Origin of the sequence: Salinarimonas sp. NSM, from assembly GCF_052380005.1 — a bacterium.
Taxonomy (GTDB): Bacteria; Pseudomonadota; Alphaproteobacteria; order Rhizobiales; family Beijerinckiaceae; genus Salinarimonas.
The window spans coordinates 54,417-71,404 of the sequence record NZ_JBQTCJ010000017.1; the positions used below are offsets into that span (position 1 = coordinate 54,417).

Annotated in this window: 14 protein-coding genes; 7 read left to right on the forward strand and 7 right to left on the reverse strand. The window is 71.1% G+C overall.

Translation table 11 applies throughout. The annotated features are described in order from the left end of the window. Positions 1–260: 260 nt before the first annotated feature. The 5 genes from ACTZWW_RS08925 to ACTZWW_RS08945 all read right to left on the reverse strand — a co-directional run bounded on the left by ACTZWW_RS08925 (position 261) and on the right by ACTZWW_RS08945 (position 6,310). Entirely contained in the window at positions 261–1,796 is a 1,536-nt protein-coding gene (locus ACTZWW_RS08925) for a phytoene desaturase family protein (RefSeq protein WP_444780596.1), read from the reverse strand. A gap of 58 nt (positions 1,797–1,854) precedes the next feature. Continuing rightward, positions 1,855–2,334, reverse strand: coding sequence for a DUF2141 domain-containing protein (locus tag ACTZWW_RS08930; RefSeq protein ID WP_444780597.1), 480 nt, complete (start codon positions 2,332–2,334; stop codon positions 1,855–1,857). Between the two features lie 18 nt (positions 2,335–2,352). Beyond that, entirely contained in the window at positions 2,353–3,900 is a 1,548-nt protein-coding gene (gene crtI, locus ACTZWW_RS08935; protein WP_444780611.1) for a phytoene desaturase family protein, read from the reverse strand. A gap of 199 nt (positions 3,901–4,099) precedes the next feature. After that, on the reverse strand, positions 4,100–5,152 hold the full coding sequence (locus ACTZWW_RS08940; protein WP_444780598.1) for an alpha/beta fold hydrolase: 1,053 nt from the start codon (positions 5,150–5,152) through the stop codon (positions 4,100–4,102). Positions 5,153–5,266: 114 nt separating this feature from the next. Next, positions 5,267–6,310: a GMP reductase gene (locus ACTZWW_RS08945; protein WP_444780599.1), complete on the reverse strand. Its 1,044-nt coding sequence runs from the start codon at positions 6,308–6,310 to the stop codon at positions 5,267–5,269. Positions 6,311–6,545: 235 nt separating this feature from the next. Here ACTZWW_RS08945 and alaS point away from each other — a divergent pair, with 235 nt between their 5' ends. Both alaS and ACTZWW_RS08955 read left to right on the forward strand, forming a co-directional pair. Beyond that, complete coding sequence (gene alaS, locus ACTZWW_RS08950; RefSeq protein ID WP_444780600.1) at positions 6,546–9,206, forward strand: alanine--tRNA ligase; 2,661 nt, start codon at positions 6,546–6,548, stop codon at positions 9,204–9,206. Positions 9,207–9,390: 184 nt separating this feature from the next. Beyond that, complete coding sequence (locus ACTZWW_RS08955) at positions 9,391–9,780, forward strand: endonuclease domain-containing protein (protein ID WP_444780601.1); 390 nt, start codon at positions 9,391–9,393, stop codon at positions 9,778–9,780. A 270-nt stretch (positions 9,781–10,050) separates the two neighbouring features. On the opposite strand, the gene ACTZWW_RS08960 is transcribed toward ACTZWW_RS08955, so the two are convergent. Then, on the reverse strand, positions 10,051–11,136 hold the full coding sequence (locus ACTZWW_RS08960) for an ATP-grasp domain-containing protein (protein WP_444780602.1): 1,086 nt from the start codon (positions 11,134–11,136) through the stop codon (positions 10,051–10,053). Positions 11,137–11,455: 319 nt separating this feature from the next. Between ACTZWW_RS08960 and ACTZWW_RS08965 the strand changes: the two genes are divergently transcribed. From ACTZWW_RS08965 to ACTZWW_RS08985, 5 genes are all read left to right on the forward strand, one after another. Next, a complete protein-coding gene (locus ACTZWW_RS08965; RefSeq protein WP_444780603.1) occupies positions 11,456–12,043 on the forward strand; it encodes a TerD family protein in 588 nt (195 codons plus the stop codon). A gap of 41 nt (positions 12,044–12,084) precedes the next feature. Beyond that, positions 12,085–13,362 (forward strand): TerD family protein, encoded by a 1,278-nt coding sequence (locus tag ACTZWW_RS08970; RefSeq protein WP_444780604.1) that lies wholly within the window; start codon positions 12,085–12,087, stop codon positions 13,360–13,362. 97 nt (positions 13,363–13,459) lie between these two features. Beyond that, a complete protein-coding gene (locus tag ACTZWW_RS08975; RefSeq protein WP_444780605.1) occupies positions 13,460–13,912 on the forward strand; it encodes a tellurite resistance TerB family protein in 453 nt (150 codons plus the stop codon). 141 nt (positions 13,913–14,053) lie between these two features. Further along, positions 14,054–15,037: a calcium/sodium antiporter gene (locus ACTZWW_RS08980; RefSeq protein ID WP_444780606.1), complete on the forward strand. Its 984-nt coding sequence runs from the start codon at positions 14,054–14,056 to the stop codon at positions 15,035–15,037. A 69-nt stretch (positions 15,038–15,106) separates the two neighbouring features. After that, positions 15,107–15,685: a TerD family protein gene (locus ACTZWW_RS08985; protein ID WP_444780607.1), complete on the forward strand. Its 579-nt coding sequence runs from the start codon at positions 15,107–15,109 to the stop codon at positions 15,683–15,685. Between the two features lie 64 nt (positions 15,686–15,749). Here the strand turns inward: ACTZWW_RS08985 and ACTZWW_RS08990 are convergent, their stop codons facing one another. Next, entirely contained in the window at positions 15,750–16,598 is an 849-nt protein-coding gene (locus ACTZWW_RS08990) for a C40 family peptidase (RefSeq protein ID WP_444780608.1), read from the reverse strand. Positions 16,599–16,988 lie beyond the last annotated feature (390 nt).

The window sequence follows — 16,988 nt, forward strand, 5'->3', positions numbered from 1 at the left end:
AGCCGCGTCGGCCGCTCGGCCTCCGGCAGCCGCGCCGCGAGCCGGCGCGCCTTGGCGCGGGGGTCGGCGCTCATCGACGCATCTCCTTCCCTGTAGGGGAAGGTGGATCGCCGCGCACCGGCGAGACGGATGGGGCGCGCGGGACGCGCGTTCGGCGCAGCCGAAACGGACGCGTCGAGCCGGGGAACCCCGCCCCTGATCCGCTCCGCGGATCGTCCCCGCCCCAACGGGGCGGGAGCGGCGCGCCCTCGGCCATCGCCTCACGACGCCTTGGCGAGGCCGCCGCCGCGTGCGTCCTGGTCGAGGGCGTCGGCGGCGATCCAGCCGGACATCATCACCATCGGCATGCCGGGGCCCGGATGCGCCGCGCCCCCGGCGAGGTACAGCCCCTCGATGTCGCGCGAGCGGTTGCCCGGCTTGAAGGCGCCGAGGAACTTGCCGTGGCTCGCCAGGCCGTAGATCGCGCCGTTGAGCACCTTGTAGCGGTCGTGGATGTCCTGCGGCGTCAGATGGCGCTCGACCACGATGCGCTCGCGCAGGTCCGGCATGCCGCCGGTACGCTCGAGCTTCTCGATGATCTTCTCGCGATAGGGCGCGAACATCTTCGACCAGTCGTGGTGCGGGCGCAGGTAGGGCGTGTGCACGAGGACATAGAGCGCCTCCCCACCCTCGGGGGCGACCGACGGGTCGGTCGCCGACGGCGCGGCGAGGTAGGCCGTCGGATCCGGCGCGGGCTCGCCCTTGTCGTAGATGAAGTTGAACTCCTCCTCCGGATCGCGGGAGAAGACGAAGTCGTGGTGCGCGAGGTGGTCGTAGCGCTTGTTCAGCCCGAGATAGAGCACGACGCCGGAGCAGGCGGGCTCGAAGCCCTTCTTGTCGTAGCGCGCGCCGACGTCGCCGCCGACGAGCTCGCGATAGGTGCGGATCGAGTCCATGTTGGACACGACCTTCTCGAAGCGCTCGGTCTCGCCCGAGGCGGTCTTGACGCCCGTCACGCGCTTGCCCTGGAGCTCGAGCCCGACGATGTCGGTCGACGGCCGCAGGGTCGCGCCGAGGTCGGTGGCGAGCTTGGCGAGGCCCTCCGCGACGGCGCGGGTGCCGCCCATCGGGTACCAGACGCCCTCGGCAACCTGCATGTGGGCGATCGAGCAGAGCACCGCCGGCGATCCGTAGGGGTTCGAGCCGACGTACTGCGTGAAGTGGTCGAGCATCTGGGAGAGCCGCTCGTCCTTCACGTGCGAGCGGATCGTGCCGGCCACCGAGGCGCCCATGCGCAGCGCCATGACGTCGCGCAGCGTGCTCGGGTCGAAGTTCTTGCGCACGTTGATCGTGTCGAACAGGTCCTCGACCGGCTTCCAGAAGAAGAACCGCTCGGAGATCTCGTGCAGGTTCTTCGACTTCGCGATGAAGCGCTCGTAGCCTTCGCCGGCGCCGACGCCCGGGGCGAAGGCGTTCATGTCCGCCTTCATCTGCGGCACGCTCTCGCACAGGTCGAACTGCGTGCCGTCCTCGAAGAAGCAGCGCCATTGCGGATCGAGGCGCACGAGGTCCATGTATTGCGTAATGTCGCGCTTCGCCTCCTCGAAGATGCGATGCAGGACGCGCGGCACGGTGAGGATGGTCGGCCCCATGTCGAAGCGATAGCCGCCCTCGTGCAGCACCGCGGCCTTGCCGCCGACCCAGGAATTCTTGTCGAAGAGCGTCACCTCGTGCCCGCGCGCCGCCAGCACGCAGGCGCTGGCGAGCCCGCCGAGACCGCCGCCGATCACCGCCACCTTCTTGGAAGACCCACTCACGTCACGCTCCTCTCGCTGGCCGTTCCCGAGGCCAATCCGTTCGCTGCTCTCGCCGACCTCACCGGGTCTGTCGCTCGATAGCCTGCTGCACCGCGTTCTCGTCGTCGAGCGGCAGCCGCCCGAGCCGCACCGACACCGTGCCGCCGGAGGCCGGCAGCTCGAAGGCCGCGCCGCTGAAGGTCGGCGGCGAGAACCGGCCGACGTCGTTGGAGAACCCGTAGGGCTCGCTCGGCAGCTGCCAGACCAGGATCGGCTGGGTGTCGAGCGCGCCGTTGCCGTTCACGTCCTGGTAGGCCGCGACCGCCCAGCGCCCGGGCGCCACGTCGTCGAAGCGGAAGGCGAGCGTGCCGCCGCTCGCGCGCTGGAACTTGCCGATCGGGCAGGTGTCGCGATCGAGCGCGCGGTCGCACAGGCCGACGAACACGGGGCCCTCCCCGGCCGCGACGCCGCTCACCCGCACGACGAGCGAGGCGGCGGAGGCGTGGGCCGGCGCGGCGGCGAGGAGAGCGGCGCACAGGAGCGCGATGCGGAGCGGCACGTCGTGGTCCTTCTCTTCTCAGGCGCGGGCGGGCGCGCCGGTCGTGCGCCGGAACAGCGAGCGGCCGGGCCGCGCGCGCTCGGCGGCGAGGTCCTCCAGCAGGAGCCGCGTCGTGATGCGCGCCCCCTCGTAGATCACCGGCAGCCCCGAGCCCGGGTGCGTGCCGCCGCCGACGAGGTAGACGCCCTTGCCGAAGCGGTTGTGCGGGCGGAAGTACAGCATCTGGCCGAGATCGTGCGCGAGGTTGAAGGTCGCGCCCTCGTTGACGGCGAACTCGTCCTGCCAGCCGGCGGGCGTGATCACCCGCTCATAGCGGATTCGCCGCTCGATGTCGTGAAGACCGAGCACCTTCAGGCGATCGAGCGTCTTCGCCCGGAACGCCGCGGCCTCGCTCGCCCAGTCCGTGCCCGAGCGCAGGTTCGGCACCGGCACGAGGACGTAGAGGCTCGAATGGCCCTTCGGCGCCATCGACGGGTCGGTGCGCGCGGCGTTCTGGACGTAGAACGAGGGCTTCGTCGGCAGCCGGCAGCTCGAGATCTCCTCGATGTTGTTGGCGTAGTCGTCCGACAGGAGGATCGTGTGGTGCTCGAGGTCGCCGAGATCGCCCTCGATGCCGAGGTAGAGCATGAAGGTCGAGCAGGAGATGCGCGCGCGCTCGAGCTTGCGGTCCGTCCAGCGCGGGCGGTGCGCCTGCGGGATCAGCCGGCGCGCGGCGTGGGCGAAGTCGCCGTTGACCACGACCGCGTCCGCCGGCTTGCGCTCGCCGTTCACGACGAGGCCCACCGCCCGGTCGCCCTCGTAGAGGATCTCGTCGACGGGCGTGTCGAGCGCGATCGTCACGCCCATCTTCTCGGCGAGCCTCGCCATCGCATCCGACACCGCGCCGCAGCCGCCGATCGGGTGGAAGACGCCGTGCTCGTACTCGAGGAACGAGAGGATCGTGAACAGGCTCGGGCACTGGAAGGGCGACATGCCCAGGTACTTCGTCTGGAACGAGAACGCGAGCCGCACCCGCGGGTCCCGGAAGTAGCGCTTGAGGTCCCCGTCCACGCTGGAGAACGGGCGCATCATCGGCAGCGCCTGCAGCATCGCGGGGGAGACGACGTCGAGCGGGCTGTCGAACGGCCGCTCCAGGATCGGGCGGAACAGCTCGAGCTTCTTGCGGTTCTCCGACATGAAGCGCGCGACGTTCTCGGCGTCCTCCGGCGCGATCGTGGCGATCTCGGCCGCCATGCGGGCGATGTCCGGCGTCGCCTTGATGTCCCCGCCGCCCTCGAACACCACGTGATATTGCGGGTCGAGCCGCACGAGGTCCACGTGGTCGGCCAGGCTCTCGCCGCAGGCCTCGAAGATCTCGGCCAGGATGCGCGGGTAGAGGAAGAACGTCGGCCCGATGTCGAACTTGTAGCCGCCGGGCGCCGTCACCGTCTTGGTGCGCCCGCCGACCTGCGAGTCCTTCTCGTAGATCGTGACGTGCGCGCCCTGCTTGGCCAGCAGCAGCGCCGCCGCCAGCCCGCCGGGGCCGGCGCCGACGATCGCGACGCGCGCGCCCTTCGCCTCCTCCATCCCCGCGGACGCGTCGCGCAAATCGGCGAGCTCCGCCGCCGCGTTCTCGGCGTGCCCGAAATCGGACGCCAGACCCTCCGGGTTCCTCATCGTCGCTCTAACCCCCGACACCAACGCGCGCTCGAATGTGCGGCATGTTCGCCGTCTCCTCAACACTTACGCTGCGACGCACGCGCAGGATCACACGCGCACCGCACCGTCACTCCGCCGCACGCCGCACGGCGAGGCTCTCCGCAGGGCCCCCCGCCGGCAGCGACGCCCGCGCCACCGTCTCGTCGATCGCGGCGCGGATCGAATCCTGCGCAAAATAGTGGATCATGTGGCCGAGACCAGGGAGAAGTGCCATGCGCGCGTCAGGGATCTCCGCGGCGAGGCGCTGCGTGTGCAGCGCGCCCGGCAGCGCCTTGTCCTCCGCCCCGTGGAGGAGCGCCAACGGCACGGCGCAGCCGGCGTAGCGCGGCATCAGCTCCGCCGCGGCCGATCGCATCACCGCGAGCTCGGCGGAGGCGGCGCGGATCTGCTCGGGCCGCTCGCCGTAGGCGAAGGGGTACTCGGCGAGCATCCGCGGCGGGATCGGGTGCGGGTCGAACAGGCGCGGGTAGAGCCTGGGGGCGAGCCGGCGCATGGTCTGCGGGCCCAGCGTCCAGGCCAGCGCGTGGCCGAGCACCGGCACGGCCGGCAGGCCCATCGCCGCGACGCCGCTGCGCTCCTGCGGATAGTAGAAGCCCGACATCAGCACCGCGCCGGCGACCGCGTCGGGATGGTCGAGCGCCATGGCCAACGACACGAGCGCGCCCCAGGAATGCCCGACGAGGATCGGCCGGTCGACGCCGATCTCGGCGAGGAAGGCGCGCAGCAGGGCGGCCTGGTCGCGCGGGTCGTACCGCCGACCGGAGGGGCGCGACGAATGGCCGTAGCCCGGCCGGTCGGGCACGATGCAGCGATAGCGCGTCGCGCAGGCGTCGATCAGCCCGGAGACGAGGAGGTCGTCGAGGCAGGCGCCGTTGCCGTGCACGAACAGGAGGGCCGGCGCCTCCCGCGGCCCGGCATCGCTCGGCCCGGCATCGCTCGGCCCGACGTCGACGTAGTGCAGCCGCACGCCCTCCACCGCGACGAAGCGCCCGATCGGCGGGTGCATCTCGCGCGCGACCTTCCGGCCGCGCAGCCACGCATGCAGCGCCGAGCCGCCGGCGGCGAGCGCGATCGCCCCCAGCGCGGCGCCCGCGATGCGGGGAGGATCGATCTCGGCCATGGGCGTTGCGTCTCCGGAGCGGATTGCGTGTGAGCCTAGCGGCAACAGACGGCCGCGCCCATCCGTTCCGGCTGCGACCGGACCGCGCGCTCGTCCCCGCCCGTGTCGCCCCCCTCAGCTCCCGAACACCGTGTTGAGCTGCGCGCCCACCATCACGAAGGTGGTGCGCTTGGGCACCTCCTTGAGCGACATCGCGCCGATGTAGGTCATCATCGAGCGCACGCCGCCCATGATCTCCTGCATCGTGCCGTCCACGGGGCCGCGATAGGGTACCTCGACCGTCTTGCCCTCGGAGGCGCGATAGGCGGCGACGCCGCCGGCATACTTCCTCATCGCCGTGTCCGACGACATGCCGTAGAAGACCATCTTCGTCGGCTGCTCGACCCCGTCGACCGTCTCGCGCACGATCTCGCCCTCGCACTCGTCGTGGCCCGCGAGCATGCCGCCGAGCATGACGAAGTCCGCCCCCGCCCCGTAGGCCTTGGCGACGTCGCCCGGCACGGTGCAGCCGCCGTCGGCGCAGACCAGGCCCTTGAGCCCGTGCGCCGCGTCGGCGCACTCGATCACGGCGGAGAGCTGCGGGTAGCCCACCCCCGTCATCTTGCGGGTGGTGCACACCGAGCCGGGCCCGATGCCGACCTTGACGATGTCGGCCCCCGCCAGGATGAGCGCCTCGGTCATGTCGCCGGTGACGACGTTGCCTGCCATGATCACCGCCTCGGGGTTCTCCGCGCGGGCCCTCTCGACGATCTCGACGAACTTCTCGGTGTAGCCGTTGGCCACGTCGATGCACAGGAGAGGCACGGGCGCCCGGCGCTTGACGGCGGCGAACTTCTCCCAGTCCGCCTCGGCGGTGCCGATCGTGTAGAAGGCGTTCGCGGCGTCCGGCCCGTCGAAGAAGTCCACGAGCATGTCCGCGGGATAATGCTTGTGCAGCGCCACCATGGCGCCGTGGCGGGCGAGGGCTCCGGCCATGCCCATCGTGCCGGTCACGTCCATGTTGGCGGCGATCAGGGGGAAGCCCGTCCAGGTGCGGCCCGTGTGCATGAAGCGCAGCGTGCGGGTGATCTCGACGGCGGCGCGCGAGGCCAGCGTCGAGCGCTTGGGCCGGATCAGCACGTCCTTGAAGTCGAGCTTCGGGTCGTTCTCGATGCGCATTCCGTCGGGCCTCCCGAGGCCTCTCTCGTGGCGTGCGCACGGAGCGCGCGGGCTCTCGAAACCCGCGCGGCGCGCCGCCATCCCTGTGGATTTCGCCGCAGACTAGCCGCTCGCGGGCCCGCGGACAATGGCGGGCGGCGCGAGCCGTTCCCCTCGACAAGCCGGACGCCCAACTCTAGAACGACGCAACGCTTTCGGCGGCGTCCCCCCGCCTCCCCTTTCGCAGAGTGTCTCCATGAGCGGCGTCAACCAGATCCGGTCGGCCTTCCTGAACTACTTCGCGCAGAACGGGCACGAGATCGTCCCCTCGTCCCCGCTCGTGCCGCGCAACGACCCGACCCTGATGTTCACCAATGCCGGCATGGTGCAGTTCAAGAACGTCTTCACCGGCGTCGAGAAGCGGCCCTACACGACCGCGACGACGGCGCAGAAGGTGGTCCGCGCGGGCGGCAAGCACAACGACCTCGACAACGTCGGCTACACCGCGCGCCATCACACCTTCTTCGAGATGCTCGGCAACTTCTCCTTCGGCGACTATTTCAAGGACCGCGCGATCGAGCTCGCCTGGAACCTGATCACCAAGGAGTACGATCTCCCCGCCGAGAAGCTGCTCGTCACGGTCTATTCCGAGGACGAGGAGGCGGCGGCGCTGTGGAAGAAGATCGCCGGGCTCCCCGAGAGCAAGATCATCCGCATCCCGACCTCCGACAACTTCTGGCAGATGGGCGACACCGGCCCCTGCGGCCCCTGCTCGGAGATCTTCTACGATCACGGCGCCCACATCCCCGGCGGCCCGCCCGGCTCGCCCGACGAGGACGGCGACCGCTTCATCGAGATCTGGAACCTCGTGTTCATGCAATACGAGCAGCTCTCGCCCGAGGAGCGGGTGAACCTGCCGCGGCCGTCGATCGACACCGGCATGGGCCTCGAGCGCATCGCCGCGGTGCTCCAGGGCACGCACGACAACTACGAGATCGACACGATGCGCCTGCTCACCGGCGCGGTGGAGACCCTCACCAACGTCGACGCCAAGGGTCCGCAGAAGGCCTCGCACCGCGTCATCGCGGACCACCTGCGCGCCTCCGCCTTCCTCGTCGCCGACGGCGTGCTGCCGTCGAACGAGGGGCGCGGCTACGTGCTGCGCCGCATCATGCGACGTGCCATGCGCCACGCGCAGCTGCTCGGCGCCCGCGAGCCGCTGATGCATCGCCTCGTCCACACGCTCGTGCGCGAGATGGGCGAGGCCTATCCCGAGCTGAACCGGGCCGAGCCGCTGATCCGCGAGACGCTCGAGCTCGAGGAGCGGCGCTTCCGCAAGACGCTCGAGCGCGGACTCGCCATTCTCGACGACGAGACGAAGGCGCTCGGCCGCGGCGACGAGCTCTCCGGCGAGACCGCCTTCACCCTCTACGACACCTACGGCTTCCCCCTCGACCTGACGCAGGACGCGCTTCGCGCCCGCGGCATCGGCGTCGACAAGGCCGCCTTCGACGCGGCCATGCAGCGCCAGCGCGAGATGGCCCGGGCCGCGTGGGCCGGCTCCGGCGAGGCCGCCACCGAGACCGTCTGGTACGGCATCCGCGAGGCTGTCGGCGCGACCGAGTTCCTCGGCTACGAGACCGAGAAGGCGGAGGGCGTCGTCGCCGCGCTCGTCCGCGACGGTGCGCGGGTGGACACGATCGGGGTGGGCGACACCGGCCTCCTCGTCGCCAACCAGACGCCCTTCTACGCCGAGAGCGGCGGCCAGGTCGGCGACACCGGCCTCGTCTCCGGCGCGGGCTTTCGCGCGCGGGTGACCAACGTCGAGAAGAAGCTCGGCGACCTGTGGGTTCACCACGTCACGGTGGAGGACGGGCACCTCGTCGTCGGGCATCCGGCGGAGTTCGTGGTCGACCATGCGCGGCGCGCGACGATCCGCGCACACCATTCGGCGACCCACCTGCTCCACGAGGCGCTGCGCCAGGTGCTCGGCGACCACGTCGCGCAGAAGGGCTCGCTCGTCGCGCCGGATCGCCTGCGCTTCGACATCTCCCATCCCAAGCCCATCGGCGAGGAGGAGCTCGGCCGCGTCGAGGCGCTGACGAACGCGCTCGTCCTGCAGAACGAGCCCGTGGTGACCAAGCTGATGGGCGTCGACGACGCCATCGCCTCGGGCGCCCGCGCGCTCTTCGGCGAGAAATACGGCGAGGAGGTCCGCGTCGTGTCCATGGGTACGAACCCGGACGGCGCGCTCGCGGGCAAGACCTACTCGATCGAGCTGTGCGGCGGCACGCACGTGTCGCGCACGGGCGAGATCGGCATGGTCTCCATCGTCGGCGAGAGCGCGGTCGCGGCCGGCGTGCGCCGCATCGAGGCGCTCACCGGCGAGGCCGCGCGGCGGCATCTGGCGGAGGAATCGAAGGCACTGCACGGCGTCGCGGGCCTGCTCAAGACCACCGTCGACGAGGTGCCCGGCCGCGTGGCGGCGCTGGTCGAGGAGCGGCGCCGGCTCGAGCGCGAGCTCGCCGAGGCGCGCAAGAAGCTCGCCATGGGCGGCGGGGGCTCCGGCGACGGCGCCTCCGACGTGCGCGAGGTCGCCGGCGTCAAGCTGATGGCCCGCGCGGTCGAGGGCGTGGCGCCCAAGGACCTCAAGAGCCTCGTCGACGAGGGCAAGCGCCGGCTCGAGTCGGGGATCGTCGCCATCGTCGGCGTATCGGACGACGGCAAGGCCGGAATCGTCGTCGGCGTCACCGAGGACCTGACCGAGCGTTTCGACGCGGTGGCGCTGGTGCGTGCGGCCTCCGAGGCGCTCGGCGGCAAGGGCGGCGGCGGGCGCCGCGACATGGCCCAGGCCGGCGGCCCCGACGGCGCCAACGCCCAGGCCGCGCTCGACGCGATCGCCACAGCCATCGGCTGAGCACCGACGCCCGCAGCAGCGCTTCCTCCCCGCAGGGGAGGACGGAGGCCGAAGGCCGGAGGGTGGGGAGGACGGCGGGCCGGCCCGCCGTGACGATCGAGCGACACGCCGTCCGCATCGTTCGGGTTGCAATCGTGGTCGTTTCTGATATGTTCTGGTTCAGAACAGGATAGGAACGACCGCGATGCCTGCCGGCCCCGGGGGGCGCCCCGTCTCCACGGTCCCCGTCGCACGGGTCCGAGAGCTGCGCTACGATGCGACGCGCCAGGAACGGCGCATGTGGGCGGCTCTGCGTCGGCTTCGCCCGGCGGGCTTCCATTTTCGGCGCCAGGTGCCGATCGGCCCCTTCGTCGTCGACTTCGCCTGCCTGAAGGCGCGGCTCGTGCTGGAGATCGACGGCGGGCACCATGGCGAGGCGCCGCACGAAGCGCGGGATCGCCGGCGCGACGCGTACCTGCGCCGCGAAGGCTTTCGCATTGCGCGCTACTGGAACGGGCAGGTCATGCACGAGCTTTCCGACGTCATGGACGACGTCTACGCCCGCCTCACGGACCCGGATCGCTATTGGTCCTGATCCTGCGGGGAGGAACCGGGGTCTCGCATCTCGCGAACGGCGGATACAGGCCGCGACCCGCCACCTCCCCGAAGGGGAGGACGACGGCCGCAGGCCGGAGGGTGGGGAAGGCGGCGGGCCGGCCCGCCGGGACGCCAGCCCGCCAGGACGAGCGAACGGCCCCACCGCCCGCGCGTACCGCGCGGACTCCTCCCCTCCGGGGAGGATCCGGGGCCGCGGATGTCGCGAACGCCGGTGCAGGCCGCCGACCGCTTCCTCCGGAGAGGCGTGCTACGCCGCCACCTCGGCCGGCGCGGGCTCCTCGGCTCCCAGCCGGGCGGAGGTCCGCTCCAGGAGCACCGGCTCGTCGACGATGCGTACCGCCCGGGGATCCGGGCCGCCGAAGGCCTCGCGCGGGGCCGGGAGGCCGAGGAGGGTCGCGGTCGCGATGGCCGGCAGGTTGACGCCCGCGGCCGCCGCGTAGCCGACGCCGCCGGCGTAGCGGGTGTTCACCTCGAGCAGCTTCGGCACCCCCTCCCCGTCCGCCTTGGTCTGCACGTTGACGAGCCCGTCGAGGCCGAGCGCGGCGACGACGGCCTCGGCGAGGTCGATCTCGGGGCCGCGCGTCGTCACCACCTGCCAGGCGCCCGCCTTGCGCCGCGCGGCGGCGGCGACGAGCCGGCCCTCGTCGCAGACGACGTCGACGGAGTGCTCGTCCCCCGGCAGGTAGTCCATGACGACGAGCCGGCCGCGCTCGCGTGCGGCCGCCCAGGCGGCGGCGAACACGTCGGGGTGGACGACCCTGCGGTCCGGGTCCTCGAGATGGGCGAAGCCGTCCGCTTTCGGGTCGAGCCGCCAGAAGCCGCGGCCGTAGACGCCCGACGCGGGCTTGACGCAGGCGCCGTGGGGGCTCGACAGCGACGCGAGCGCGTGCGCGAGGCCGGCCGCATCGACGACCGCGATCGTGTCTGGCACCGGCAGGCCCGCCGCGCGCATCCGCGCCGCGAACAGGTCCTTGCGCGCGCAGGTCTCGAGCGCCTCGGGCGTCGTCGCCCCGCAGGCGAGGCGGATGCCCGCCGCGCGGAACGCCGCGCCGGCGCCGGCGAGCGCGGCACGCTCGCGCATCGCGAGGACGGCGTCCACATTCGCCGCCTGCGCCTCGGCGAGGAGCCAGGCGGCGTAGGCCGCGCCGTCGGCACGCGGATCTGGGCGGGCCGGCTCGCGCAGGGCGACGTCGGCCCCGTCGAGGATGTCCTCGCGGTCGTCCGCGTGCGACGCGAGGATGCGCAGGTTCGCGGGGTGGGGCGCTGCGGCGCGCGCGAGGCGGACCACCGCGCGCTGGCTGGCGTGGCCCTGCGTGAACAGGATCGTCTTCATGACGACATGAACCCGTGATCGAGAGAGCGTGTGCGGGCTGCCGACGCGTGGGGGCACCGGCCGATTCGCCGCCGGGCTCGGCGCGTTCGCTCGTCGCAGAGATGTCTCGGCGGAGGGGTGTCTCGGCGGAGGGGTGTCTCGGCGGGTCGGACGGAGTGAAAGCACAAGCGCGCGACGCGAATTCGGAAATAACGTCTCTCGCAGTGTTTCCAAGCTTTGCGGCTTGACAGCATTCTTTAGCGGAACCACTTAACGGCGCAAGGGAAATTCGTCGCGCGACGACGCGCCGTCGCATACGGCGTCTTCATGGGAGGCATTCATGGCGATCTCGTTGTCCAAGGGGCAGACCATCTCGCTCGCCAAGGAGAGCGCCGGGCTCTCCAAGGTGCGGATGGGTCTCGGCTGGGACCCGGTGAAGAAGAAGGGCGGCTTCCTCTCCGGCCTCCTCGGCGGCGGCGGGGGCGACATCGACCTCGACGCCTCCTGCCTGATGTTCGACGGGAGCAGGCAGCTCGTCGACATCGTCTGGTTCCGCCAGCTCAAGTCGGGCGACGGCGCCATCGTGCACTCGGGCGACAACCTCACCGGCGAGGGCGACGGCGACGACGAGACGATCGGGGTCGACCTCGCCCGCCTCCCCGCCGCGGTCCAGACGCTGGTCTTCACCGTCAACTCCTTCCGCGGCCAGACCTTCAACGAGGTCGAGAACGCCTTCTGCCGCCTCGTCGACGAGCGCGCCGGCAAGGAGATCGCCCGCTACACGCTCACCGAGCAGGGCGCCCATACGGGCGTCGTGATGGCGGTGGTGAGCCGCGCCTCGGGCGAGTGGACGATGAAGGCGATCGGCGCGCCGGCGAACGGGCGCACCGCCCAGGATCTTGCGGGGGCGGCCTCGGCTCATATCTGAGACGCAGCCGTCGACGCGGCGAGAACGGAGGGGGTGAGAGCGTGACGCAGCTCACGAAGGGCGCCAACGCGCCGGTGAACGCCAGCGCACCCGTCGTGCGGGTGCGCTTCGCGCCGTCCGGCGCCGTGGCGGAGATCGACGTCTCCGCCTTCCTCCTGCAGGGGAGCGGCAAGGTCTCGGGCGACGCGGACATGGTGTTCTACGGCCAGCCGGAGGGGCCCGGCGGCGCCGTGCGGCTCACCGCCCAGAACGTCCCCGCCGACGGCGGCGCCAAGGAGACGACGTTCGCCGTCGCGCTGGGCGCGATGCCGGCGGGCGTCGAGAAGGTCGCGGTGACGGCGACGATCCACGGCGCCGGGCGCGGGGTGTCGTTCTCGCAGGTCGCCTCGCTCGAGGTGGCGGTCCTCGACGGCGGCAGCCCGGTCGTGACCTATCCGGTCGACACCGCGGGCATGGTGGAGACGGCGCTCATCCTGGGCGAGCTCTACCTGCGCAATGGCCAATGGAAGTTCCGCGCGGTCGGCCAGGGCTTCGCCGGCGGCCTCAAGCCGCTCGCCGAGAGCTTCGGCGTCTCGGTGGACGGCGAGCCGGAGCCCGCACCGCCCCCGCCGCCGGCTCCCGCGGCCCGGCCGCCGAGCGTGCCGCGCGTGGGCGCGCCGAGCCCGGGGAAGAGCGATGCTGCATCCGCTGCGGCGCCGTCGATCAACCTCTCCAAGGTGACGCTCACCAAGGAGCGCAAGTCGATCGACCTGTCGAAGAAGGCGGCCGGCGGCTACGGCGAGGTGCGCATCAACCTCAACTGGAACCGCAACCAGGCCCCGCCCTCCGGCGGCGGCGGCTTCTTCGGCTTCGGCAAGCCCAAGGGTGTCGACCTCGACCTCGGCTGCCTGTTCGAGCTCGCCGACGGCCGCAAGGGCGCCGTGCAGGCGCTGGGCGACTCGTTCGGCTACTTCGACGGCCCGCCTTACGTCCAGCTCTCCGCCGACGACCGCACCGGCCAGAGCGCCGACGGCGAGTGGCTGCGCATCAACGGCCGGCACTGGGACGAGATCCGCCGGGTGCTGGTCTACGCCTTCATCTACGAGGGCGCGCCGAACTGGGCGGCGACGGACGGCGTCGTGACCGTCTTCGCGCCGGACCAGCCACCGGTGGAGGTACGTCTCGACGAGACCTCCAACATGGGCATGTGCGCCGTGACGCTCGTCGAGAACGTCGGCGGGCAGATGCGGGTCTCGCGCGAGGTCAAGTACTTCCAGAACCACAAGCCGATGGACGAGGCCTACGGCTGGGGCATGCGCTGGACGCGCGGATCGAAGTAGGACGCCAGGCACGACGCGCCGCACCCGGCGCGCCTCGCCCCGCCGCACCGCGGAACCCGCGGCGCGGCCCATTCACGAAGAGGGAAGGACCACGACCATGGTGCTCGACTGGCTCAAGACGAACGTGACGAAGGCCCGCGCGGCGCTGCAGACGGAGGTCTCGCGCTTCAAGAACAAGGAGTTCATGGAGGCCGTCGTGGCGGGCTGCGCCCTCGTGGCCGCCGCGGACGGGGACATCTCCTCGTCCGAGAAGCAGAAGATGATGAAGTACATCGAGAACTCGGACGAGCTGAAGGTCTTCAAGCTGGAGGAGGTGATCGCCTTCTTCAAGAAGATCACCGACAAGTTCGAGTTCGACGCCGAGATCGGCAAGGCCGAGGCGCTCAAGCACGTCGGTAAGCTGCGCGACAAGCCGGACGCCGCCCGCGTCATGGTGCGCGTGTGCATCGCCATCGGCGCCTCCGACGGCGACTTCGACGACAAGGAGAAGGCCGTGGTGCGCACCATCGCCCGCGAGCTCTCCCTCGACCCCGCCGATTTCGATCTCTGATCGGGCCTGCGCGGGCGGCGCGCCGTCGCCCCCGGCCCCGAGCCGGGGACGACGCGTTGCGGGCCGGCCCGCGGTCCCGTCCCGAGCCGCCTACCCTACCCTCCCCGCCTCATCGCAACCCCCCGGAGCCTCCGCGCGTCCATGAACGAGATCGGTGACTATCAACTGGCGGTGCTCGCCTTCGGCTCCATCGCCTTCGGCCTCTTCCTGCTGATCAAGGGGGGCGACTGGACGATCGACGCCGCCGCGTTCATCGCGGAGCGCGCGGGGCTCTCCAAGCTCTTCATCGGGGCGACCATCGTCGCCTTCGGCACATCGGCGCCCGAGCTGTTCACTTCGGTGAACGCCAACCTGACCGGCTTCCCGGGCATCTCGCTCGGCAACATCGTCGGCTCGAACATCGCCAACATCCTGCTCATCATCGGCGCGACGGCGGTGGTCTTCGCGCTGCACGGCAAGCCGTCGGAGCTCCTGCGCGACATGAGCATGATGCTCGTCGCGACCGTCATCCTCGTCGCGCTGATGCTGTACGGCATCGTGCCGCGCTGGGCGGGCTTCGGCATGTTCGCGATCCTCGCCGCCTTCATCGCCTACCAGTACTGGAAGGACACGGGCGCGGGCGAGGAGGACGAGCACGACGACGATATCGAGGAGAAGGGCATCGACTCCGTCGGCAAGGGGATGGGCTTCCTGCTCGCGGGCCTCGTCGCGCTCGTCGTCGGCTCGGAGATGCTGGTGCAGGGCGCGGTCGCCGCGGGCAACGCGATCGGCGTTCCCGAGGCGATCATCGGCCTCACCGTCATCGCCATCGGCACCTCGCTGCCGGAGCTGTCGACCTGCCTCGCCGCGGCGCTCAAGCGCCAGACGAACATGATCATCGGCAACATCGTCGGCTCGAACCTGTTCAACATCCTCTCGATCGTCGGCATCACCGCCATGATCAAGCCGCTCGTCATCGACGAGACCCTCGTCGATCTCGACATGTGGGTGATGGCGGGCGTGACCTTCGCGTTCGCCGCGTGGATGCTCACGGTCTCGAAGATCGGCCGGCCCATGGGCATCGCCATGCTGGTCGCGTATCTCGCCTTCATCGTCTATTCGTATCAGGATCTCCTCTTCGCCTGATCCCGATCCGACGCGTTCCATCACGAAGCGGCCCGGCGGCGGGCCGCGCAACATCGGAAGGAGACGACAATGGGTGTTTCTCTCTCGAAGGGCGGCAACGTATCCCTCTCCAAGGAGGCTCCCGGCCTGACGAACGTCATCGTCGGCCTGGGCTGGGATCCGCGCGCCACGGACGGCGCCGAGTTCGACCTCGACGCGAGCGTGTTCCTGGTGAAGGAGGACGGCAAGGTCCGCACCGACCAGGACTTCATCTTCTACAACAACAAGATCGGCGGCGACGGCTCGGTCGAGCACACCGGCGACAACCGCTCCGGCGCGGGCGAGGGCGACGACGAGCAGGTCAAGGTCGACCTCTCGAAGGTGCCCGCCGACGTGAAGAAGCTCGTCTTCTCGGTGACCATCCACGAGGGCGAGAGCCGCAAGCAGAGCTTCGGCCAGGTCTCGAACGCCTTCATCCGCGTCGTGAACGCGGCCGGCGGCGCCGAGATCGCGCGCTACGACCTCTCCGAGGACGCCTCCGTCGAGACGGCGATGATCTTCGGCGAGGTGTACCGCCACGGCGACGAGTGGAAGTTCAAGGCCGTCGGCCAGGGCTTCGCCGGCGGCCTCGGCCCGCTCGCCAAGCACCACGGCGTGAACGTGGGCTGAGAGAGGCCCGACCGATCGCGATCACGGGAGGCCCGTCGCGCGGCGCGCGGCGGGCCTTCGCGCGTCAGCAGAGACGCGCGATCCGTGTCAACGGGCCGAAGCTCTTCTCGAGAATGCGCGCGCGGGCCTCGGCGAGGGGCTCGCTCGCCACCATCATGTGGTGGCCGTTGGCGTGGAGCAGGGTCTCCGGGTCGCGCATGATGCCGACATGGCCCTTCCAGAAGACGAGGTCGCCTCGCGCGAGCGGCATGCCCTCGGGCAGCACCTCGCCGAGCGCCGCCTCCTGCATGTCGGTGTCGCGCGGGCAGGCACGGCCCGCCGCGTGGAGCGCGGCGCGGACCAGGCCCGAGCAATCGAGCCCGAGGCTCGAGACGCCGCCCCAGAGATAGGGCGTGTGGAGGAAGCGCTCCGCCACGGCCACGAAGTCCGGCTCGGGGGAGGCGTCGCCCGCGGCGAGGTGGGGCATGTAGAGCCAGCCGGCGCCGGGCACCTGCCCGAAGTCGCCGCGGATCTCCGCGATGGTCACGTCCGCGCCGAGGCTCAGCCAGCCTGCGACCGGCAGCTTCATGGAAGGGCCGGGATAGAGAAAGGTGCGCAGCGCCGCGACGCGATGCGTCGGCGCCGGCTCCGGGTCGGCGAGCGCATCCGCCGAGAGCCAGCCGACATAGCCGTCCCGCACGAGGCGCCCGTAGGCGAAGCCCTCGTCGTCGACGTCGAGCACGTCCACCGCCTCCCCCATCAGCGCCTGCGTGTCGATGCCCGCGTCGAGCCGCGGCTGCGGCCGCAGGTCGACGAGCGGGGCGCGCACACGCCGTCGCGTCGGCGCGACGTAGCGCACGGCGCGGACGACGCCCTGGAGGGCGGCGTCGGCGAGGTCGGGTCGGGCGAGGGTGAGGCGGCGGTCTCGGGTCATGGCGTGTCCGGAAGATTCGGGTCGGCTGACCGTGCGAGCGGTCGGGAAAGCGAAGCGAGACGCAGACGCGCGACGATGGGCGAGATCATGCCGCACTCCGCGGATGAAGGCCGCGCTGGGTCTCCCCTCTCCCTCGTGGAGAGGGGTCGGGGGTGTGGGGCGTGCAGGACGATCGTGACGCGGATGCAGGACACCAGGCGACCGCTCGGCGCGACCTGCGATCTCGATCGAGGCTCGGCGCCGCCGATGGCCTTCCGTACCGTTCCGTTCACGAAGAGATCCTCGGAAGGCGGCGTGGGCCGCATTCACCGCGAGATCGTCCTGAACGCCCCCCATGTCCAGCGGATAAAGGGTTGACAGATCTGACCGGATGAATGGTTGACAGATCAG

Bases quoted from the DNA above. Each gene is read 5' to 3' on its own strand.
- crtI (WP_444780611.1), bottom strand. From the start codon at position 3,900: ATGGAGGAGGCGAAGGGCGCGCGCGTCGCGATCGTCGGCGCCGGCCCC.
- ACTZWW_RS08940 (WP_444780598.1), bottom strand. From the start codon at position 5,152: ATGGCCGAGATCGATCCTCCCCGCATCGCGGGCGCCGCGCTGGGGGCG.
- ACTZWW_RS08945 (WP_444780599.1), bottom strand. From the start codon at position 6,310: ATGCGCATCGAGAACGACCCGAAGCTCGACTTCAAGGACGTGCTGATC.
- alaS (WP_444780600.1), top strand. From the start codon at position 6,546: ATGAGCGGCGTCAACCAGATCCGGTCGGCCTTCCTGAACTACTTCGCG.
- ACTZWW_RS08955 (WP_444780601.1), top strand. From the start codon at position 9,391: ATGCCTGCCGGCCCCGGGGGGCGCCCCGTCTCCACGGTCCCCGTCGCA.
- ACTZWW_RS08960 (WP_444780602.1), bottom strand. From the start codon at position 11,136: ATGAAGACGATCCTGTTCACGCAGGGCCACGCCAGCCAGCGCGCGGTG.
- ACTZWW_RS08965 (WP_444780603.1), top strand. From the start codon at position 11,456: ATGGCGATCTCGTTGTCCAAGGGGCAGACCATCTCGCTCGCCAAGGAG.
- ACTZWW_RS08975 (WP_444780605.1), top strand. From the start codon at position 13,460: ATGGTGCTCGACTGGCTCAAGACGAACGTGACGAAGGCCCGCGCGGCG.
- ACTZWW_RS08980 (WP_444780606.1), top strand. From the start codon at position 14,054: ATGAACGAGATCGGTGACTATCAACTGGCGGTGCTCGCCTTCGGCTCC.
- ACTZWW_RS08985 (WP_444780607.1), top strand. From the start codon at position 15,107: ATGGGTGTTTCTCTCTCGAAGGGCGGCAACGTATCCCTCTCCAAGGAG.
- ACTZWW_RS08990 (WP_444780608.1), bottom strand. From the start codon at position 16,598: ATGACCCGAGACCGCCGCCTCACCCTCGCCCGACCCGACCTCGCCGAC.